The sequence below is a fragment of the Vibrio sp. ES.051 genome, from assembly GCF_002563795.1.
GTDB lineage: Bacteria > Pseudomonadota > Gammaproteobacteria > Enterobacterales > Vibrionaceae > Vibrio.
In genome coordinates, this window is the sequence record NZ_PDJL01000005.1 from 97,098 (window position 1) to 119,337 (window position 22,240).

The window sequence follows — 22,240 nt, forward strand, 5'->3', positions numbered from 1 at the left end:
TGTCATCCTACCACACTCCGTTTAATCAAGATAATAAAGGCACCTTAATCAGTGCCTTTATTATAATTTAAAGTAAACTCGCATCAATTTAACGCCGAGCGATAAAGGTGCAAATACGCTTCTGCGGCCTTTCTCCAACAAAAGTCCTGCTGCATTGCATGTAATTGAACTCGTTTTACTTCAGGAGGGTTTTGAGCATAAAGTAACAGCGCTCTCAACATGATCAGCAATAACGCCTGAGGCGTTGGCTCATAAAAAACAAAGCCTGTCGCGTGAGAAGGATCAACATCATAATCATTTACACTGTCTTTTAGCCCCCCAACCCCTCTGACAATCGGCAATGTGCCATAAGCCATGCTATAAATTTGATTCAAACCGCACGGCTCAAATTCTGAGGGCATTAAAAAGAAGTCTGAACCGGCTTCCACTAAATGTGCCAGCTCGTTGTCATACGCTTCAACAAACACGAGCTTTTCCGAAAATAACGCAGCGACATCTTTTAACTGTGCAGCAAGAACAGGGTCACCAGTTCCAACGACGACTAATTGTACATCATGCTTCAAAAAGTCCGCCAATACTGGCAATAAATAGTGAACTCCTTTTTGCTGGGTAAGACGACAGACCATACCAAACACTGCACAGTCTTTTTCTATGAGACCTACACGTTGCTGCAGCGCTTTTTTACAAGCACTCTTGCCTCTGGCCATACTTTGGTCATTAGCGCTGTAATTCACTGGTAAATACACGTCGGTCTCGGGGTTCCACGCACCGTAATCACAGCCATTCAAGATGCCAACTAAGTCCTGCGCGCGCTGCTGGAACTCCCAAGCCATCCCATGACTACCAAGCTCAGTTTTTAGTTCTTGTGCATAAGTCGGACTAACAGCATTAATTTTATCCGCGCTCATCACTCCTGCTTTAAGCATGGTGATATGTGTTGCGCTCACCGCAGCATCTGGCACATTTCGGCAGTGAAACTCCGGAAGACATTGTATATCGTCATAACTAAATACTCCCTTGAACACCGCATTATGAATAGAAATAACACTGCGTGTATTAGCAAAGAACGGATCTTCGCCATATCGATGTTTTAATAAAAATGGAACCAACCCTGTATGCCAATCATTGGCATGTACAATGTCTGGCTGAAAACCCACCTTAGGGAGCATGTCTAAACAAGCTGCACTGAAAAAGGCAAAGCGTTCACCATTGTCTGGGTAGGCTTGATTATTCTCAGCATACATCGAAGCACGGTCAAAGTAAGGTTGGCAATCAATCAGGTAGACAGGGTTATCACCAAGCATAATCCTTAAAACTCGATACTGTGTGTGTGGCCAAGATGTTAACTGCGTTTCTAGTACCAATTCGGCATCTGCTAACTTTTCGATACTGCTGTACGCAGGAATGATAATTCTTACATCTTGCTGAAGACTTTGAAGGGCTTCAGGCAGAGCCTTGGCTACATCAGCCAACCCTCCGCTTTTTATCAACCCTTCAACTTCAGACGCGACAAACAGAATAGACAGATTGCTAGTAGCCAACTCGCGCTCCTTTAGGAATGACGACAATCCCTTCCTCTGACACATGGAAGTGTTTCTTATCTTCTTGGAGATTCACACCAACTTGAGTTCCAGGAGCAATATCGGCATCCTTATCGACAATAACACGACGTAAAACACAGCCTTCGCCAATTTTCACATCACCAAGAAGTATACATTCGCTGATATCGCAAGCCGATGCAATATTACTGCGAAAACCGAGCACTGACTTTTCTATTCTTGAGCCTCGTACATAACTCCCATTACATACCAAGCTATCTATGAACTGAACTCGACCGTTATCTGAATCCTTAAATGTAGCAGGAGGAAGTGGCGGGTAATATGTATGAAGTGGCCATTTGCGGTTGTATAAAGAGAACGGCGCATCTTTCGCCAGCAAGTCCATATGCGCTTCCCAATATGCATCGATAGTACCGACATCACGCCAATACACTTCTTCTTTCTCACCGCTTATTTTGTTGGTACTGAAGTCATACACAAACACATCCCCACGAGGGAATAACTTCGGAATAATGTCTTTACCAAAATCATGAGATGACGCTTCATTGTCTGCATCTTCTATTAATTCAGAGAACAAAATATTCGCTTCAAAGACGTAATTGCCCATCGACACTAGTGCGTGATTAGGGTCACCGGGTATCGACTTGGGATTTACTGGCTTCTCTTCAAAGCCTATCATGCGACCTTCGCTATCAACCTCAATCACACCAAACTGAGAGGCGTCTTTGAGCGGCATACGCAGTGCTGATACCGTTAACGATGCTTGTTTCTCGCCATGAAAGCTCAACATTTGTTTGATATCCATTTTATAGATATGGTCTGAGCCAAAAATACACACTTGCTCAGGCTCTTCTAGCTCCATAAAACGTAAATTTTGATAGATAGCATCCGCAGTTCCCTCGTACCAACGCTTACCTGTACGCATTTGGGCAGGAATAGGATCGATAAAACGGTCAGTGATACCATTAATGTTCCAGCCTTTTTTTAAGTGATGGAACAGGGATTGCGATTTAAATTGAGTTAGAACATAAATGCGCATGAGATCCGCATTTACAAAATTATTTAGAGCAAAATCAATCAATCGGTAGCTACCACCAAAAGGTACCGAAGGTTTACTGCGAGATTCCGTTAAAGGTCTCAAACGAGAGCCTTCACCGCCAGCAAGAATCATTCCCAAAACACCAGCCATTTGTTGTTCTCCATATCGTTATAGCTTGGATTTGGTATTCACTTGAATGAGTATTACTCGGGGAGTCAAGCGAATACGTTGTTGCACCCACATCCTGAGTTTCTCAGAACTCTTACAATGCGGATAAAAGAGCTATGGCACTTCCAGTATGCGAGCATCCATTATCTTTATATTTCTTGACGCAAACAATGCATACAATTGCACTAGTTCTTATAACAAATTATCTAACCAGTCCCTAAATTACAATTTTAAATACGCCATTCTGTGTTCCATGCAAAAGTTACTTATTCAAGACGATATCTTGGTCACATAAGGATAAAGCAACCGATTACATTCTGAGAACGACTAACGAATGCTTTAACCATACGACTGTGTCTTTTCATTGAATATATAACAGGTATGTGACAGAAAATTTTCGACGACGATTTTTACATAAAAAGGGCTTTGACCCTCCGTACTCAGCTTGATGTGGAAAGAGCGGTTTAAGGGCAGAGGTTCTAAAGGTAAATTATAAAAATAAAAAAAGGAGGCAGTGATTCCACTGTCTCCTTTTTATTCTATTAACGTGTTCTATGCTTTCGCTTTTTTACGTTTATCTGTAATTTCCCACTTACCATCGACAAAGAGTACTGTCCAGCCACTTGGCTTACCATTCTCTTCAGAGCGTACATAGTTCTCTTTTGTCTTGCGACTAAAACGAACAATCGCAGGACGACCATCCGGATCTTCTTGTGGTGCTGTCGCTAAGTACTTAAACTTTTCTGGTAAACGATCTTCAAAACGAGCCAGCTCAGACACTAGCGGTGCGCGAGTTTCACGAGATTTCGGGAAGTTGCTTGCCGCCATAAATAGACCTGAGGCACCATCACGAAGAACAAAGTAAGCATCCGAGTTTTCACATGGTAACTCTGGGAAGTGTACCGGATCTTCTTTCGGTGGCGCCACTTCGCCGTTTCTTAGAATCTTACGAGTGTTCTTACAGGTTTCACTGGTACAATCCATGTATTTACCGAAGCGACCGTTCTTAAGCACCATGTCTGAACCACATTTGTCACATTCAACCACGGGGCCATCGTAACCTTTTACTTTGAACTCACCGTATTCAACAAGGTAGCCTTCACAGTTCGGGTTATTACCACAAACATGCATCTTACGCTTGTCATCAATCAGGTAGGCGTCCATTGCCGTTTCACAGATAGGACAACGCTTCTTAGCACGAAGAGCCGCAGTTTCAACGTCTTCTTCTAGTACATTGATAACGCCATCTTCATCGCCTAGATTGATCGTGGTTTTACAACGCTCCTTCGGCGGTAGCGCATAACCAGAACAACCGAGAAATACACCAGTAGAAGCCGTGCGAATCCCCATAGGACGACTACAAGTCGGGCATTCAATATCTGTCATGACGATGTGGTTTAGCTTCATACCGCCTTCTGACTCATCCCGCTCGGCTTTTTCTAGATCGCCAGTAAAGTCAGCAAAGAAGTTATCCAGAACCGCTTTCCAGTTCACCTCACCTTCCGCGATTTGGTCCAGTTTCTGTTCCATACGTGCCGTGAAGTCATAGTTCATTAAATCGTTAAAGCTGTCATCAAGACGGTCAGTAACAATTTCACCCATTTTTTCAGCATAGAAACGACGCTGATCAACTTTTACGTAGCCACGATCTTGGATCGTAGAGATGATCGATGCGTAAGTCGAAGGACGACCAATACCACGCTTTTCAAGCTCTTTCACCAAGGCCGCTTCTGTGAAGCGTGCTGGTGGTTTTGTAAAGTGCTGTTTAGGATCAAGTGACTCTAGCTTTAGCTCATCGCCAAGTTGAACCGCAGGAAGAATTGTATCTTCATTTTTGCCCATTGGACGTTGTACACGAGTCCAACCATCAAACTTAAGAATGCGACCTTTTGCTTTAAGTGTATATTCCGCTGCTTTTACGCTGATAGTCGTTGAGTCATACTCTGCTGGTGTCATCTGACACGCCACGAACTGATTCCAGATCAATGAATAAAGCTTGTGTGCGTCAGCATCGACACTTTGTAGGTCTTCTGCTTTAACACCCACATTTGAAGGACGAATCGCTTCGTGCGCTTCTTGCGCCCCTTCTTTGCTGCCGTACTTCAACGGGCTTGCTGGGAGATACTTATCTCCAAATTCAGAACTGATGAGGTCTCGTACGGCATCCACAGCCTCAGCACTCAAGTTCGTCGAGTCTGTACGCATATATGTGATGTAACCCGCCTCATAGAGACGTTGAGCTAGCATCATGGTCTTCTTAACGCCGTAACCTAGACGTGTACTTGCTGCTTGTTGAAGCGTAGACGTGATGTAAGGTGCAGAAGGCTTACTCTTTGTCGGACGGTCTTCACGCTTACATACTTCATAACTCGCGTTTTCAAGCACAGACATCGCTGCTTGTGTTTCCGCCTCATTAACAGGCTTGAACGCTGCGTCATCTTTCTGAGCAACAAGCAGTTTGAAATCAGCGTTATCTTTGGTCTTGGTATTCGCGTGAATATCCCAGAATTCTTCTGGTACAAATGCATTGATTTCGCGTTCACGCTCAACCAATAACTTCACCGCTACAGATTGTACACGCCCTGCCGACAAACCACGCGCAACTTTCTTCCACAATAATGGAGAAACCATAAAGCCAACAACACGATCCATAAAGCGACGTGCTTGTTGTGCGTTAACACCATCCATATTCAGCTCACCTGGTGTCTGGAATGCTTGCTGAATGGCATTTTTTGTAATTTCGTTAAAAACAACTCGTTTGTATCGCTCTTCATCGCCACCGATGATCTCACGAAGGTGCCATGCGATAGCTTCTCCTTCGCGGTCTAAATCGGTCGCGAGATAAACGCAATCTGCATCTTTAGCGAGTTTTTGCAGTTCGTTGACAACCTTCTCTTTGCCCGGAAGGATTTGATAGTTCGCTTCCCAGTCATGATATGGGTTAATCCCCATTTTTTTGATCAACGCTTTACGGTCTTTCTCTTTTTTAACGCGTGCTTTCTCTTCCGGACTCATCCCTTTTGTTGAGATGGCTGCGGCTTTTTTCTCACCAGTGCTTTGACCAGCCGTAGGCAGATCACGCACATGACCAACACTAGACTTAACAATAAAGTCTTTACCAAGGTACTTGTTTATCGTCTTTGCCTTGGCTGGTGACTCCACTATAACGAGTGATTTACCCATAACTGACTCTAACGTCCTTCATAATAATGCGGGTAGAAACCTTTTAGAGGCCACCCGCATAATGTTATATTTCGTTGCTTCTTTTTTACTATTGTGCGAGATGAAAAGAAGATCAACTGCTTTTTTGAAATTCAGATCCGATTGGTTGACAATTCATCGTCTTTGTACTTCAAAGAGACAGAGTTCTGAATGGTATTGAGCGGCATATCTAAACAGGCAAACTTTACTATCGCTAATCTAATACAATAAATTTTGTTATTCATCACAAAATAGTTTTTTGTACATACAATCGAACCTTGGAATGCTTTAAAAAGCAGACACTTTGTCCGCGTAATTTGTCTATAAAACTTACTCCAACCAAGGCTTACTCACGATGTTAAATTAAGCATGCAAATCCTTGTTAATTATGGGTATACTTCCTCATAATTAATGTGTAATGAATGATGATAATGTTATGTCTAATAAAAAATTTATTGAAGAATTCGACCTTCTTTTAATCGCTAACCAAATCATCCAAGAACACGATGACTATATCGAAGGTATGCGAGCCACAAGCGTAGTAGAAAAGGACGGTGTCTTGGTATTTAAGGGGGAATACTTCCTTGATGATAAGGGCTTACCAACCTCCAATAGCACTGCAGCATTCAACATGTTTAAATTCTTAGCTCACCACCTTTCAAAAGAGTTTACCCTGAAGAAATAACAAAATGATCGTCTGAAACAAAAAGCCAGAGCTCGATAGCTCTGGCTTTTTTAAGCTTATACACTTAGCAACTAAGTGACGTAAGCTTTTCGAAATAATCTGGGAACGTCTTCGAGGTACATTTAGGATCGTTAATCGTTACAGGTGTATCGCTCAGAGCAATCAATGAAAAACACATTGCTATGCGATGATCATCGTATGTGTCGATAGCTGCGTGCTTCAGTTTTGGAACAGGCTTAACAATAATGTAGTCTTCACCTTCTTCGACTTCTGCACCAACTTTACATAACTCAGTCGCCATCGCCGCCAAACGGTCGGTTTCTTTGACACGCCAGTTGTACACATTGCGAATAGCAGTGGTACCTTCAGCAAACAGTGCGGTTGTCGCAATCGTCATCGCCGCATCAGGGATATGGTTGTAATCCATATCGATGCCTTTTAACTGACCAGCACGAGCAATCACATAATCGTCACCCCACTCAATCTTAGCACCCATTTTTTCTAGTGCATCGGCAAATTGAATATCACCTTGAATGCTATTTTTACCAATGCCAGTGACTTTAACTTCCCCACCTTTAATCGCGGCAGCAGCCAAAAAATAAGACGCTGAAGAAGCATCCCCCTCGACTAAGAAATTACCTGGTGCGATGTATTGCTGACCTGAAGGAATAATGAATTCTTGGTAGTCATTGTTGATAACTTTAACACCAAACTGTTTCATGATGTGTAAGGTGATATCAATGTATGGTTTTGATACCAGTTCACCTTCAATCTGGATCCGGACTTCGCCTTCTGCCAATGGTGCAGACATCAAGAAAGCCGTTAAAAATTGGCTAGAAATAGAACCATCGATAGAAACAGTGCCTGCTTTTAGGCCAGTACCTACTATTTTTAGTGGTGGAAAGTTTTCGCTTTCAAGGTATTCGATATTTGCCCCCGCCTCTTGCAGAGCTGTAACGAGGTGACCGATCGGCCGCTCTTTCATACGAGGTTCGCCAGTCAACACATATTCACCTTCACCCAAACACAAAGCGGCTGCCAATGGCCGCATGGCTGTTCCAGCATTCCCTAAAAATAACTCCACAGGTTGTGATGCTGAAAAAGGGTGACCAAGACCTTCTACGACACATTCGGTTTTGTCTTCAGATAACTGATACTGGACACCAAGTGTCGTAAGTGCATTTAGCATATGACGAATATCATCGCTGTCCAGAAGGTTCTTCAACCGGGTGGTGCCTTGGGCTAAAGCAGCCAGTAAAAGCGCTCGGTTAGAAACACTTTTAGAGCCAGGAAGGTTAACTTCCCCTTGGATTTTGTTGATGGGTTGTAACGTTAAGCTTTCCATTAAAAGTTGATAATCCTTTGTGCCCCAATACGCTATTTTATAGAAGGGCTAAACCATTTTTCGTGAATTCAGACTACCCAAAAAAACACGACAAAACCAGAACAAATCTACGCTAATTTATGAATAATTAGTCAGCAACTTATTCGTCCTCCAAGCATCGAGTTAATAGGCTATATCCACGCGAACGCCGTCATCAAAATACAAGATGCGCACCTCGTCACCGCGGCTAAACAACATACTCTTATCCAGATCCTGAATAACGTTGATGAGTTTGTCTCCCTTCACTTTAATGAGCAACTCAACTAGCTTGTATTCCACCGCATACTGATAGTTGCTTTGGTTCTGTGCGACTGCGGCTCCAGCTAATGCACCAACGGCTGTTGCTACTTCCCTACCCGTTCCGCCACCAAATTGATTTCCGACTAACCCACCGATACTTGCGCCAAGCAGCGTTTTCCAACCATTATTTTTCGATTGAACCACTTCTTGCTGAGTGATATACCGAACAGAGTCAACCTTTCCATAAACAACTTGATTAACGGGTTTGGCAACATTTCTTTCGTATGCTGCATTGGCGAAAAATGGCAAAAACAGTATGATCCAAGACCATACTTTCACGATATTTCTTGAGTGGGTCATCATAAGCTCCTCAGGCTCTAATGTTGGTAACGACTTCTTATGGCAATTTACTTAACTGAACTCGATGATAAGTTCGGCTTTCCCTCACCATATGAAGCTCTCGGTGATCCAAATGGTTTACTCGCGTTTGGCGGCGATTTAGCTCCCATGAGAATACTAAATGGCTATTACCAAGGAATTTTTCCCTGGTATGGTCCTGGTGAACCTATACTCTGGTGGAGCCCTTCTCCTCGTGCGGTATTTGACCCTATGACGTTCAAGCCGTCAAAAAGCCTGAAAAAATGTCTGCGAAGGCATGGCTACAAAGTAACTATCAATTTTGCCACAGAACATGTAATCAAGTTGTGCTCATCAACGCGTCCAGCGGAGGAAACCTGGCTCAACGAAGAGATGCAAGCCTCCTACATTGAACTAGCAAAACTTGGTCATTGTCACTCAATAGAAGTATGGCAGGACAATTCGTTAATTGGTGGATTATACGGCATCAGCGTCGGCCAACTCTTCTGCGGCGAATCAATGTTTAGTCTGAAAGATAACGCATCAAAAATCGCCTTGTGGCACTTATGCAACCACCTAGCATCAAAGAAGGGTCAATTAATTGATTGTCAGGTAATGAACCCTCACTTGGCTTCGCTTGGAGCTTTTGAAATTGAGCGAGACGATTTCATGCAAAAACTACTATCTTTAAGAGAAAAACAAACCACATCAGGTACCTTTGAGCCTCAAGTTTTGCAGGATTCAGTATGAGCACGGATCTACAACAAATTAGAATTGGGTTAACTAATAATCATCCCTGTAGTTACTTGCCCGAACGTCAAGAGCGTGTAGCTGTTGCGCTTGACGCAGGGTTACATACCGAACAGAATTATCAATTATTACTGGCAAACGGTTTTCGTCGTAGTGGCGATACAATCTATAAGCCTCACTGTGAACATTGCAACGCTTGCCAACCCATTCGTGTTTCTATCCCTGACGTAGCGCTATCAAAAAGCCAAAAGCGACTGCTTAGAAAAGGACAGGCTTTCCGTTGGGAAATGAAGCACCAATTGGATCCGGAATGGTTTGATCTTTACAGCCGTTATATTTGCAAAAGACACAAAAATGGGACCATGTACCCGCCTCAACGCGATGAGTTTTCTCGTTTTGCTCAAACCAACTGGCTAAGCACTTTATTCTTACATATTTATGATGAATCAAACCAATTACTTGCGGTGGCTGTAACCGACGTAATGGAGCAATGTTCAAGTGCATTCTACACTTTTTTTGACCCAGATTACTCGTTATCACTTGGCACATTAGCCGTGCTTTATCAGATAAAATACTGCCAAGAAAACAAGCAACAATGGCTATATTTGGGTTATCAGATTGATGAATGTCCAGCAATGAACTATAAAACGCGCTTTCAACCCCACCAAAGGCTAGTAAATCAGCGTTGGCGAGGGTAGAATACGCCTCAACTTTACATAATTACCATTTAGCGGCAAAATAGAGCTCGCTAATATTGCCTAATTTCTAAAGAGGATTAAATGGCTAAAGAAGACGTAATTGAGATGCAAGGCGTTGTCCTTGACACTCTACCAAACACTATGTTCCGTGTTGAACTTGAAAACGGTCACATTGTGACAGCTCACATCTCTGGCAAGATGCGTAAGAACTACATCCGTATCCTAACGGGTGACAAAGTAACTGTAGAGTTGACTCCATACGACCTTACAAAAGGCCGCATCGTCTTCCGCGCTCGTTAATTTCTGATTTTCGGATGCAAATAAAAAACGGAGCTACTTGCTCCGTTTTTTATTTGTGGGCAAAACAGAACATTGCCAAAACGATACGTAATACCAATAACGTTAATACAAGTTACAGGTACTGGCAAAAACTTGCGGAGCAAAAATCTCGTCCTACAAATAAGTTACTTATACTTTTATCAAGTTGTTTCAAACGGAGATGATGTGAATAGGTAATTAAAAAATGAGTACAAAAAAAGCGTGCGGTATTACTCGCACGCTTTTTTTTAATTTGAATCATGCAATTAGTGTATTGCAGTCTCTTTCTCATTTAAGTATTCAAACTTAAGTGTATCGTTAACAAGTGTTACCTTCACAGTACCACCATCAACCAATGACCCAAACAGCAATTCGTTGGCCAACGGCTTCTTAAGCTGCTCTTGGATTACACGTCCCATTGGTCGTGCGCCCATGGCTTTGTCATAGCCTTTATGCGCTAACCAATGACGAGCGTCCTGTGATACCTCCATCGATACACCACGCGCATCCAGTTGAACTTGAAGTTCAACAATAAACTTATCGACAACTTGGTGGATAACACTTTCATCTAGGCTATTAAACCAAATGATGTTATCTAAACGATTTCGGAACTCAGGTGTGAACACCTTCTTAATGACCGCCATCGCATCATGGCTATTATCTTGTTGAATCAAACCAATCGATTTCTTCTCTGTTTCTGCTACCCCGGCGTTAGTCGTCATCACAAGAATCACATTGCGGAAATCTGCTTTACGACCATTGTTATCCGTCAACGTACCATTATCCATTACTTGCAATAATAGGTTGAAGATATCTGGGTGTGCTTTTTCGATTTCGTCCAAAAGAACGACCGAGTGTGGGTGTTTGATCACGGCATCGGTTAACAAACCACCTTGGTCATAACCCACGTAACCAGGAGGCGCACCAATCAAGCGGCTGACAGAGTGACGCTCGCCATATTCAGACATATCAAAACGCAGTAGCTCAATACCTAGTAACTTCGAAAGCTGCACTGTCACCTCGGTTTTGCCAACTCCTGTAGGACCTGCAAACAAAAATGAGCCAACAGGCTTGTTATCCACACCTAAACCCGCACGTGTCAGTTTGATGGCCTCTGACAGCGCATCAATTGCGTTGTCTTGACCAAATACTAGCATCTTCATCTTGCTATCTAGATTCTTCAAGATATCTTTATCTGAAGAAGAAACCGACTTTTCTGGGATTCGCGCCATTTTGGCAACCATCGCTTCGATATCAGCAACACCAACCGTTTTTTTACGGCGACTAGCCGGAGCAAGACGGCTTCGAGCGCCAGCCTCATCAATGACATCAATGGCTTTATCTGGTAAATGGCGTTCATTGATGTATTTCGCCGAAAGTTCTACCGCAGCACGTAGTGCTTTATTGGTGTAACGTACTTCATGATGAGCTTCATACTTCGGCTTCAAGCCCATCAAAATTTTAGTTGTATCATCCAATGAAGGCTCTACAACGTCAATCTTTTGGAAGCGACGGGACAACGCGCGCTCTTTCTCGAAAATGTTGCTGTATTCTTGATAGGTAGTAGAACCGATACAACGCAATTTACCGCTACTCAACAGTGGCTTGATCAGGTTTGCAGCATCAACTTGCCCACCAGACGCCGCACCCGCACCGATGATAGTATGAATTTCATCGATGAACAGAATCGCATCTTCCTCTTTTTCAAGCTGCTTTAAGATCGCTTTAAAGCGCTTTTCAAAATCACCTCGGTACTTGGTGCCGGCTAGCAGCGAACCAATATCCAAGGAGTAAATCACACTATTTTGAATGACTTCAGGGACCTGTCCTTCTACGATTCTCCAAGCAAGACCTTCCGCGATCGCCGTTTTACCAACCCCTGCTTCACCTACTAACAGAGGGTTATTTTTACGACGACGGCAAAGAACTTGAATCGTACGCTCTAACTCTTTATCACGACCAATAAGTGGGTCGATATTTCCATCTTTCGCTACTTGGTTAAGGTTTGTAGCAAAGCTCTCCAAGCGCTCCTCTGAGTTTGCCTCCTCGACACTTTCTGAACTGAATGAGTCTGAAGAAGGGTCTTCACTTGCACCTGACGCTTTGGTAATACCATGGGAGATAAAGTTAACAATATCTAAACGGGAGATGTCATTTTTCTTTAACAAATAAGCAGCATGCGACTCTTGTTCACTAAAAATAGCAACAAGCACATTTGCACCTGTTACTTCATTTCTACCAGACGACTGTACATGAAACACAGCGCGTTGTAGTACGCGTTGGAAACTTAAGGTCGGCTGAGTTTCACGCGTCTCATCGCTATCAGGGATGAGCGGTGTTGTTTGATCGATGAATATATCGAGCTCGTTGCGCAAAGCGTCAAGATCCGCTTTACAAGCTAGAAGGGCTTCCTGGGCTGCATCATTTTCTAACAATGCAAGTAGGAGGTGTTCGACAGTCATAAACTCATGGCGTTTATTTCTCGCACGAGCAAATGCACCGTTAAGGCTTGACTCTAGTTCTTTATTTAGCATACGTACCTCCCGAAAAAACAACTTGGGTAGCTCGAGCAAGTCTTCTTCTACGCTTGCTCCATAGTGCAAAGTAGCGGATGTTCATTTTCCCTTGCGTACATCGTCACTTGCGCTACTTTGGTTTCGGCAATTTCCGCGCTATATGTACCGCAGATTGCCTTTCCTTCATAGTGGATCTTAAGCATGATTTGAGTCGCTTTATCAATATCATGTGAAAAGAATCGCTCAAGTACCTCTATGACAAAATCCATAGGTGTATAGTCATCATTGTTGAGTACAACGTTATACAGCTTGGGTGGCTGAACTTTTGTACTTTCTTTCTCCAGAAGATCAGAGTCTGGAGTTACCCATTCAAAATTTTTACTCATGGCAATTCAAAGATATCGTATCAAAGGGTTGATGTTTTTGACCTATAAAAACAATCTAACACAAGCATGCTGTAGGGTGTAGTAGGCGTGGCACCGAATTCGAACTTTGATAGATAAAAGTTACTACCTAATATAAAGATTAATGCACGTCTTACGGGGGCGCAAATAAAAGATTCTTGTCGACAAGCCATAAACTTCTACTCATGAAATACTTACTTTTTTATCATTTTGAATCAGATCAACACTCAAACTAATTCCCTGCCTTAGCTCACACTTCATCACTGAAAATCGGTTGATTATCATACAAACTTCATTTTTATTCAGTCAGATGATTTCACTAGCATAAGCAACTCGAACAGTATGGCTTTTTGACTATTTCCCTCTTTGCAGGCTAATTGACTAAGCCTCGGCGTATACCTAAAAAACTGTTTGGAAAGTTGTTGATATCAACTGTGATTCGTTTTCAATTATGTTCCTGTTTGTGGCTTAGGGATATTGACTACATGGTTTCATTGACTACAGTGGAAGGTGTTGATGCATAAATCATCATTTTGGATCAATTTGTTTTAAAGCAGCTTGGTGAATGTGATTTCTCATTAACTAGTAGACGTTTGTTAGCGACCGCTGGCAATGGTAGTACCAAGTTAAAGGTATAACTTGGTTGTTGTAACGAAATCAGTAAAAGATGCATGAGGGATGTAAAGCATGACTACAGGTACAGTAAAGTGGTTTAACAATGCCAAAGGATTTGGATTTATCTGTTCAGAAGAAGAAGAAGGGGATATCTTTGCCCACTACTCAACTATCCAGATGGACGGTTATCGTACACTGAAAGCAGGCCAACAAGTCTCATACGAGGTTGAACAAGGTCCGAAAGGTTGCCACGCAAGCAGCGTCGTACCAATCGAAGGCCAAACCAAATAATCGCTCTCGCAACGTCGATTTCACGTTATGAAGAGAAAAAACAAACCCGCCAGTTAAGCGGGTTTCTTGCTTTTTTAAAGCTTAAAAAACACGCCGCGCCCGACGTGTTCAATCAACGTTATTTGTTGATGATGGCGTTAAACGTTTCGCTAGGGCGCATCACTTTCGAGACAAGTGCCTTATCAAGTAAATAGTACCCACCTAGCTCACCTTTCACGCCCTGAGCATTATTCAGTTCTGCAACAATTTTTTCTTCGTTCTCAGCCAAAGACTTAGCAATTGGTGCAAACTCTGCAGCAAGCTCGGCATCATCAGTTTGCTCTGCTAGCGCTTTCGCCCAGTACAGCGCTAGATAAAAGTGGCTACCACGGTTGTCCAACTCACCCACTTTGCGTGATGGGGACTTATTGTTGTCCAAGAACTCACCCGTCGCTTTATCTAACGTATCCGCCAAGACTTGTGCTTTAGGATTATTTGTTGCAACACTCAGGTGCTCTAACGATGCAGCAAGTGCCAAAAACTCACCCAAAGAGTCCCAGCGAAGGTGGTTTTCTTTTTCGACTTGCTGGACGTGCTTCGGAGCAGAGCCGCCAGCACCTGTTTCAAATAAGCCACCACCGTTCATCAATGGAACGATAGATAGCATTTTAGCAGATGTACCCAACTCTAAAATTGGGAACAAGTCTGTTAGGTAATCACGCAGAACATTACCCGTGACAGAAATCGTATCTAGACCCGCTTTCATGCGCTCTAGTGAGTACTTACAAGCGTCAACAGGCGACATGATCTTAATTTCTAGGCCGTCAGTATCGTGATCAAGTAAGTACGCGTTTACTTTTTTAATTAGCTCAGCATCGTGTGCACGGTTTTCATCTAACCAGAAGACGGCTGGAACACCCGTTGCACGTGCACGTGTAACCGCAAGTTTCACCCAATCTTGGATCGGGGCATCTTTAACTTGGCACATACGGAAGATATCGCCTTCTTCAACCGCTTGCTCTAATAAAACGTTACCCGCTGTATCGACTACGCGAACAATTCCTGTCGCATCGAGGATGAATGTTTTGTCGTGAGAACCATATTCTTCCGCTTTTTGAGCCATTAAACCAACGTTAGGCACGCTACCCATTGTTGTTGGGTCAAAGGCACCATGCTCTTTACAGAAGTCGATAACCGCTTGGTAAATACCTGCGTAGCTACGATCAGGAATCATCGCTTTGACATCTTTCTGCTTACCATCTGGTCCCCACATTTGACCAGAAGAACGAAGCATCGCTGGCATAGAGGCATCAACAATGATGTCACTTGGTACGTGTAAGTTGGTAATACCGCGATCAGAGTCAACCATCGCGAGTTCTGGCTGAGTCTGGTAAACGGCTTGAATTGCAGCTTCAATCTCTGCTTTCTGCTCTGCTGGCAGTGTCTCAATTTTCGAGTAAACGTCACCAATGCCATTGTTCACATCAACGCCAAGCTCTTCGAATAGTTTACCGTATTTATCAAATACCTCTTTGTAGTAAACTTTAACAGCATGACCAAAGATAACAGGGTCTGACACCTTCATCATGGTCGCTTTCATGTGTAGTGAAAGAAGCACGTCTTTTGACTTCGCGTCCTCAATCTCTTTTTCGAAAAATTCAACCAGCGCCTTCTTCTTCATTACTGAAGTGTCAATGACTTCTTTATCTAGCAATGGGAAAGCAGATTTCAACTCTTTAACTGCGCCATCAGTACCGACGAACTCGATTTTAACCTCTGTTGCGCCAGAGATGGTTGTCGACTTTTCACTACCGAAGAAATCGTCACCCGACATACTTGATACATGTGATTGAGAATCGGCTGACCACGCCCCCATTGAGTGTGGGTTTTTCTTCACGTAGTTCTTAACAGAAAGTGGCGCACGACGGTCTGAGTTACCCTCACGAAGTACTGGGTTAACTGCACTGCCTTTAATCTTGTCGTAAGCCGCTTTGATCGCTTTTTCTTCGTACGTACTTGGCTCGTCTGGATAGTTCGGTAAGTCGTAACCTTTTGCCTGAAGCTCTTTGATTGCGGCTTTTAGCTGGGGGAGTGAAGCAGAAACATTAGGAAGTTTAATGATGTTCACGTCTGGTGTTTGAGCCAATTCACCAAGCTCTGTGAGCGCATCGCCAATACGCTGCTCTTCTTTTAGATGCTCTGGGAAGTTAGCGATAATTCGACCTGCTAGTGAAATATCACGAGTATCTACATTGATGCCAGACGATGCTGTGAACGATTGAATGATTGGTAGTAATGAATGAGTTGCTAGCGCCGGCGCTTCATCAGTGATGGTGTAGATAATTGTAGGTTTTTCTGTAGGCATGAAATTTCCCTATTTTAATCAACTTGTTGGCTGATCAACTCAGCGTCTGAGTTGGTTTATTGACGCATTACTGCGCGTTAGCAGTACATTCTTCTTACTAACGCCACATGCGGTTCGCACTCTTTGTTGTCGTTTGAAGCTCTGGGCTCTGAATCCATAAGTGCACTGATATAATTAAACAAATAACACGAAATAGTCTATCATTCTATGCGCGTTTGTTAGTTTTAGGCGCGCAAATCATATCCGATCATAGAAAAACTTAAAACTTTCAAACACAGTTCATTTACATTTTTGTAGGGTAGTTAACATGTCACCTCGTCCAGGCCATGAAAAAGGTCATCGTAATCACCATTCAAAAACCAGCCATTTTAAACGTTCTGCCTCGCGCAGTGGTCAAGAAGTTCTGGCCCCAAAAGGGCGTCGCCCTACTCGCTCAACCAGAAACCACAGATCCAAGATCGATCCTAAAGATCGTAAAGTGATTATTTTTAATAAGCCTTACGACACGCTAAGTCAGTTTACTGATGGCGATGGACGTAAGACTTTAGCGGACTATATTCCTGTCAAAGGCGTCTATGCAGCGGGTCGGTTGGATCGTGACAGTGAAGGCCTAATGGTGCTCACTAATGATGGTGTATTGCAGGCCAAACTAACGCAGCCTAAATCAAAGTCACCGAAAACATATTGGGTACAAGTCGATGGTGCCCCACAAGAAGAAGAGTTAGATAAGCTACGTAAAGGCGTAGAGCTCAAAGACGGTATGACATTACCTGCCCAGGTTGAAATCATGTCAGAGCCAGCGATTTGGGAAAGAACACCTCCGGTTCGATTTCGCACTAATATACCAACAACTTGGCTTGCCATTACCATTATTGAAGGAAGAAATCGTCAGGTCCGCCGTATGACCGCACACATCGGTTTCCCAACACTACGTTTGGTACGTCACTCAATGGGAAATATTGTTTTAGAGGGTCTTCAGCCTGGAGAATGGAAAGAAATCACTCTCTAGAATAAAGCGAGATAAAAAAACATAAAATCAGACAAGCGTCTGGTTTTATGTTTTCTCGCTGGAAATAGACCCAAATAACTCAAAACAACTCTAAAAGAACCTGTAATGACACTTTGTTCGTTGCTTTAACGTCATATCAACGATGTATATTGAAGTCATTTAGTTATAACTACTATTGTTGTTTAATCCATTTTTTAAATTCTTGACGCTCCGTATCAGACATTTCTAGGTAAGCAATCTTTGCTCTAGTCATAGAGGACGTCACTTGGCGGTTATCGTGGTTCACACCACCAGCTTCAATCAATTCATTTGTAGATAAGTCCACTTTGCTGCCATTTACAAAATAGATGCCATTGGCTTGATTGTACTCCAAAAGTTGCTCATCAAGGTTTGAGTACGGGAAGGCTCCTTTCTTACCTAGCATTTTGTATTGAGTGTATTTGATCGACTGGCCATTGAGGTTCACTTTCCAGTCCATTTTATCTTGCTCAAATAGCTTCTCTGCTTGGCGCTCCTTTCTAAACGCAGGCATGTCGATATAAAGCTTACCTGCTCCGAGATCCAAATCGATAATATACGGTGCCGACTTCACTTGAGTGCGTTTATCTCCGCGACCAATGCCTTTATTAACTCTCACTACCAGTTGGTTATACCCTTCGGTTACAGTCAAAGGGGTATTCCACTCATCCGCCGCGATACCATTCACAAACAAAACCTCAACACCTTGCGCTGTGGTTACAACGGCTGACATCTTCACTTCATTCGTCGTTTCTGCATTCACCGCTGTCCCCATAAAAGCAAAAGCGAATAGCGTTAGCCAAGTCTTTAATTTCATTTCTTAATAACCTTCAAGTCAGTGAAATCCATCAGTTTAAGGAATTCGATACGGAAAACCATCATTTTCTAACGAGCGTTGACGTCCTCTCAATAAAAAACCGAGCAGCACGCTCTCAACATAAAAACGCATACTATGGTCTTACATTTTGTATGAGAAACATTCGCATATTCATCATACAAAAAAGGCCGCAAATCTGCGGCCTTTGACTGTATTAATCTAGATGCTAGATATTAGAACGTGTAGTAAACACCTGCTACTACGATGTCACCTTCTTTTTTCGAAGAAGCATCTTTGTTGTCGTTTTCGCTTGCAGAGTATTCGATAAACGTTAGTACGTTACCAGTTACAGCGTAGTCAGCACCAAATGTGTAGTAAGTTTGGTCATGGTCGCCTTCGTACTCAGTGAAACCGAATGAAGTGTAAACGCGAGCTTCGTTCATTTGGTAAGCCGCTGATGCAGACCATGTATCTTGGTCATCGTTGTTCAGCTCTTCAGTAATGTAGTTTACTGCAGCAGAGATGTTGTTCATGTTGAAACGAACGGCCGCACCCATTACCTGATAATCATCACCATCAAGGTTACGATTCTCTTGATCTTGGTAAGAAGCACCAACCGTGAACAGGTCATTAATTGCGTATTGTGCTGATAGACCAAATGCAGTATCGATTTTCTCATCTTGATCTAGGTATGCGTCAGCAATAACTGTTAACTTATCATAGTTACCTTTAACTGAAACAGTGTGACCAGCAGATTCTTTTGATTTAACAAAGTCATCAGCGTAACCTAGACCTTCGTTAGTGTTATCGATAGTGATTGCGTCTAGAGAGTCACCGAAGTCACCAACTTCACCAAGAGCCACACCCCAGTTATCACCGAAGTAAGCACCGAAGTAAAGGTCATCTGTACGTACTCGAGCATGGTCGCCATCAACTTCACCAGTAAGTTTATTGTCATTGTCAAAGAACTCACCGTTTTCTAGTTCAAATGAACCGAATAGAGTAACATCTTGAGTTAGCTTGTGCTGTGAATCCACTTGAACTTTTGCCCAAAGGTCGACGTCTGCGTCACGCTTAGTAGTAGTTTTACCGTTTTCTTTACGCTCTACAGTACTTACGTAAGTGTCGATTTCACCTTTAAGGTTGAAAGCTGTAGTACCGTCGTCGTAGATGTTGCCTGCTGCTAGTGCAGATGTAGAGATGCCTGCAACCGCTAGTGCTAATAGAGTTTTTTTCATAATAAATCCACTGCCTTTTCTTAGTTCGGGATATCCTTGTCCGGTTCCCTTTTTATATGTTTGAGTTAGAGCGTTAACAAAAGGTTACGTACCCCCTCTCAAAGTCTTGGCGTAGAGTGCAAAAGATTATTCTGCCTGTCAAACTCCCTAAACAGCAATATAAAAAAATAAAAATACAAATAAAAAACAACAACTTAAATAATTTACCTTTATTTATTCGACGAACATCTAAACAATCACTTAGCTTTGCAGTAATTGATGCAACCCTTAATAACTGAAACTTTACACCAAAAAAATCAAAAAAATAAATTTACACGGGATATTGTTTTGCAAAAATGGTTATTTTGAAGCTTTATATTTTTTACATAGTGAAATTAATTTCATTTAAATAAGGTTCAATGTTTTTTTGTGAAGAAGATCTATTTTCCTCAGAAAAGCATTCCGTTTTGTGAACTACTGAACATCTAGTGATGTGTGCTACTATTCGCCTCCAACGCATTTGAGGCTCGTATGCTGACCAGTAACATTCAAAAATCGATTCGTAATAGCTATCAAAACCTGCAAGCTCAACTTGATAACTTTGTTCCAAGAAGAGCACAAAACTATCTTGTCGCTGAAATCGCAAAAACGCTTTGTGGTCAGTATCATAAATCCAACCGAGTACTGGTTGCAGAAGCAGGAACAGGGATCGGCAAGTCACTCTCCTATTTGATGGCCGTCATTCCTATTGCTGTTCATAACAATAGAAAGGTGGTCATCTCAACAGCGACTGTCGCCCTACAAGAACAGCTTATCAATAAAGATCTTCCTTTATTTCGTCGAATTACCGACCAAGAATTCTCATTTATTTTGGCGAAGGGCCGCCAACGTTATTGCTGTGCGGAAAAGCTTGCGACAGCCAGTGGGGTTGATGGTGGCCAGCTCGCGATGTTCGAAACGAAACCCAAGAAAAAAGACCTCGATTTACTAGAAACAATGTATCGTTCTCTTGCCCAAGGTAAGTGGGATGGTGATCGCGACTCATGGCCAAAACCGATTGACGATAAACTATGGCAGCTGATCGTCAGCGACAAGCACAGTTGCAACAACAGTTTACCTGGGCATCGTGGTTGCCCATTTCAAAAAGCACGCTCAGAACTTGATAAAAATGATGTCATCATTGCAAACCACTCGTTAGTGATGGCAGATGCTGATTTAGGTGGCGGCGTCATTTTGCCAGAGCCTGAAAATACCATGTACGTTTTTGATGAAGCTCATCACCTACCACATGTCGCACGCGATCATGCATCCGCCTCTGCAAGTCTAAAAGGCGCTGCAGCTTGGTTAGAGAAGCTGAATCAATCGATTAGTAAATTTTCTTCTCTGGCCGATGAAAAACGCGTGGTTCGATTCCGTAATGATCTACAAGAATCCGTTCAAAGTCTCATCCCTGCGTTGAGTCAACTGACCAAACAATTCGACCCCGAACATTTTGAGGAAAAAGTTTTTCGATTTGAACACGGTGAACTACCCTCTTGGCTAGAAAACCAATCGAAAGAACTAAAACAATCAAGCAAAAAAGCGAACCAAAGTGTGGTTAAAATCTCCGAGCTGATTGCAGAAAGAGTAAAAGATGGTGAACTGTCAACCAAGCTTGCAGAACCCGCACTCGCCGAATTAGGTTTTTATATTCAGCGATTGGATAACCTGGCGCAAGTATGGCACTTGATGGCTGAACCCACTCGCGAAAAAGGCGCGCCTTTAGCGAGATGGTTAGAGGTGCACCCAGACCGTGAAGGTGACTTCATTGTTAGTGTCTCTCCACTTGAAGTAGGATGGCAACTCGACCAAAAAATTTGGAGCCGTTGTATTGGCGCGGTGTTAGTGTCCGCGACAATGCGCGCCTTGAACTCTTTCCATTACTTCTGCCATCAAGTTGGCATTGATGGCAAACCAGAATCTGGCACGCAATTTTTGGCACTGGCTTCACCGTTTGACTATCAAAATCAAGCAGAACTGCTCATACCAGCAATGAAGTATGAACCACCAGCACCTCAATTTACTGAATATCTTATCGATATATTGCCTAAGTACTTGGAAGACAAGAAGGCTAACTTGGTATTATTCTCCTCCTATTGGCAAATGAACCAAGTAGCGAAAGCTCTCTCTTCAGGGTTCATTAAGCAAGGTTGGGCTTTGCAAGTCCAAGGCGAAAGTTCTCGTCAAGAAATCATCAAAAAACATAAAAAACTAATCGAATCAAATAAAACCAGCATCCTATTTGGTACTGGTAGTTTCTCTGAAGGGTTAGATTTGCCTGGTGAACTGCTTGAAAACTTGGTGATTACTAAGATTCCATTTGGTGTCCCGACCTCTCCTGTCGAACAGGCTCATTCTGAGTATATCGAAAAGAAAGGCGGCAATCCGTTTATGCAAATCACGGTACCAGACGCGAGTAAAAAGCTGATTCAAAGCGTAGGTCGATTACTGCGCAAGGAACGAGATTCTGGTAGAGTAACAATCCTTGATCGACGCCTAGTGACAAAACGCTACGGACAAGCCTTACTCGACTCACTGCCTCCATTTAAACGTAAAATAGAACATTAGAAG

At 42.8% G+C, this 22,240-nt stretch carries 17 protein-coding genes; 7 read left to right on the top strand and 10 right to left on the bottom strand.

Annotated features, from left to right (window positions below; translation table 11 throughout):
• Positions 1-83 precede the first annotated feature (83 nt).
• From glgA to topA, 3 genes are all read right to left on the bottom strand, one after another.
• Positions 84-1,541, bottom strand: coding sequence for a glycogen synthase GlgA (gene glgA / locus ATG66_RS14565; protein ID WP_098416008.1), 1,458 nt, complete (start codon positions 1,539-1,541; stop codon positions 84-86).
• Positions 1,531-2,748 (bottom strand): glucose-1-phosphate adenylyltransferase, encoded by a 1,218-nt coding sequence (gene glgC, locus ATG66_RS14570; protein WP_098416009.1) that lies wholly within the window; start codon positions 2,746-2,748, stop codon positions 1,531-1,533. Before glgC ends, glgA begins: the two co-directional genes overlap by 11 nt.
• A 570-nt stretch (positions 2,749-3,318) precedes the next feature.
• Positions 3,319-5,949, bottom strand: a complete 2,631-nt coding sequence (gene topA / locus ATG66_RS14575; protein WP_098416010.1) for a type I DNA topoisomerase — start codon at positions 5,947-5,949, stop codon at positions 3,319-3,321.
• Positions 5,950-6,403: 454 nt separating this feature from the next.
• Between topA and ATG66_RS14580 the strand changes: the two genes are divergently transcribed.
• Positions 6,404-6,652, top strand: coding sequence for a YciN family protein (locus ATG66_RS14580; RefSeq protein WP_098416425.1), 249 nt, complete (start codon positions 6,404-6,406; stop codon positions 6,650-6,652).
• A 64-nt stretch (positions 6,653-6,716) separates the two neighbouring features.
• On the opposite strand, the gene aroA is transcribed toward ATG66_RS14580, so the two are convergent.
• Complete coding sequence (aroA, locus tag ATG66_RS14585; RefSeq protein ID WP_098416011.1) at positions 6,717-7,997, bottom strand: 3-phosphoshikimate 1-carboxyvinyltransferase; 1,281 nt, start codon at positions 7,995-7,997, stop codon at positions 6,717-6,719.
• Between the two features lie 162 nt (positions 7,998-8,159).
• Positions 8,160-8,636, bottom strand: coding sequence for a glycine zipper 2TM domain-containing protein (locus ATG66_RS14590; protein WP_098416012.1), 477 nt, complete (start codon positions 8,634-8,636; stop codon positions 8,160-8,162).
• Positions 8,637-8,675: 39 nt separating this feature from the next.
• Between ATG66_RS14590 and aat the strand changes: the two genes are divergently transcribed.
• The 3 genes from aat to infA all read left to right on the top strand — a co-directional run bounded on the left by aat (position 8,676) and on the right by infA (position 10,381).
• Entirely contained in the window at positions 8,676-9,383 is a 708-nt protein-coding gene (aat, locus tag ATG66_RS14595; RefSeq protein WP_098416013.1) for a leucyl/phenylalanyl-tRNA--protein transferase, read from the top strand.
• Positions 9,380-10,081 (top strand): arginyltransferase, encoded by a 702-nt coding sequence (locus tag ATG66_RS14600; RefSeq protein WP_098416014.1) that lies wholly within the window; start codon positions 9,380-9,382, stop codon positions 10,079-10,081. The genes aat and ATG66_RS14600 overlap by 4 nt, the downstream gene beginning before the upstream one ends.
• 81 nt (positions 10,082-10,162) lie before the next feature.
• Positions 10,163-10,381, top strand: a complete 219-nt coding sequence (infA, locus tag ATG66_RS14605) for a translation initiation factor IF-1 (RefSeq protein ID WP_098416015.1) — start codon at positions 10,163-10,165, stop codon at positions 10,379-10,381.
• Between the two features lie 284 nt (positions 10,382-10,665).
• Here infA and clpA read toward each other — a convergent pair whose 3' ends face one another.
• Together clpA and clpS are read right to left on the bottom strand one after the other, a co-directional pair.
• A complete protein-coding gene (clpA, locus tag ATG66_RS14610; protein WP_098416016.1) occupies positions 10,666-12,933 on the bottom strand; it encodes an ATP-dependent Clp protease ATP-binding subunit ClpA in 2,268 nt (755 codons plus the stop codon).
• A gap of 47 nt (positions 12,934-12,980) precedes the next feature.
• Positions 12,981-13,301, bottom strand: a complete 321-nt coding sequence (clpS, locus tag ATG66_RS14615; RefSeq protein ID WP_098416017.1) for an ATP-dependent Clp protease adapter ClpS — start codon at positions 13,299-13,301, stop codon at positions 12,981-12,983.
• Positions 13,302-14,006: 705 nt separating this feature from the next.
• Between clpS and cspD the strand changes: the two genes are divergently transcribed.
• Entirely contained in the window at positions 14,007-14,225 is a 219-nt protein-coding gene (cspD, locus tag ATG66_RS14620) for a cold shock domain-containing protein CspD (protein WP_098416018.1), read from the top strand.
• Between the two features lie 118 nt (positions 14,226-14,343).
• Here cspD and ATG66_RS14625 read toward each other — a convergent pair whose 3' ends face one another.
• A complete protein-coding gene (locus tag ATG66_RS14625; protein ID WP_098416019.1) occupies positions 14,344-16,569 on the bottom strand; it encodes an NADP-dependent isocitrate dehydrogenase in 2,226 nt (741 codons plus the stop codon).
• A gap of 307 nt (positions 16,570-16,876) precedes the next feature.
• Here ATG66_RS14625 and ATG66_RS14630 point away from each other — a divergent pair, with 307 nt between their 5' ends.
• Positions 16,877-17,578: a pseudouridine synthase gene (locus ATG66_RS14630; RefSeq protein WP_098416020.1), complete on the top strand. Its 702-nt coding sequence runs from the start codon at positions 16,877-16,879 to the stop codon at positions 17,576-17,578.
• Between the two features lie 172 nt (positions 17,579-17,750).
• Here ATG66_RS14630 and ATG66_RS14635 read toward each other — a convergent pair whose 3' ends face one another.
• Both ATG66_RS14635 and ATG66_RS14640 read right to left on the bottom strand, forming a co-directional pair.
• Complete coding sequence (locus ATG66_RS14635) at positions 17,751-18,413, bottom strand: DUF2057 family protein (protein WP_098416021.1); 663 nt, start codon at positions 18,411-18,413, stop codon at positions 17,751-17,753.
• Between the two features lie 233 nt (positions 18,414-18,646).
• Complete coding sequence (locus ATG66_RS14640) at positions 18,647-19,651, bottom strand: porin (protein WP_098416022.1); 1,005 nt, start codon at positions 19,649-19,651, stop codon at positions 18,647-18,649.
• A gap of 510 nt (positions 19,652-20,161) precedes the next feature.
• Between ATG66_RS14640 and dinG the strand changes: the two genes are divergently transcribed.
• A complete protein-coding gene (gene dinG / locus ATG66_RS14645) occupies positions 20,162-22,237 on the top strand; it encodes an ATP-dependent DNA helicase DinG (protein WP_098416023.1) in 2,076 nt (691 codons plus the stop codon).
• Positions 22,238-22,240: the final 3 nt, after the last annotated feature.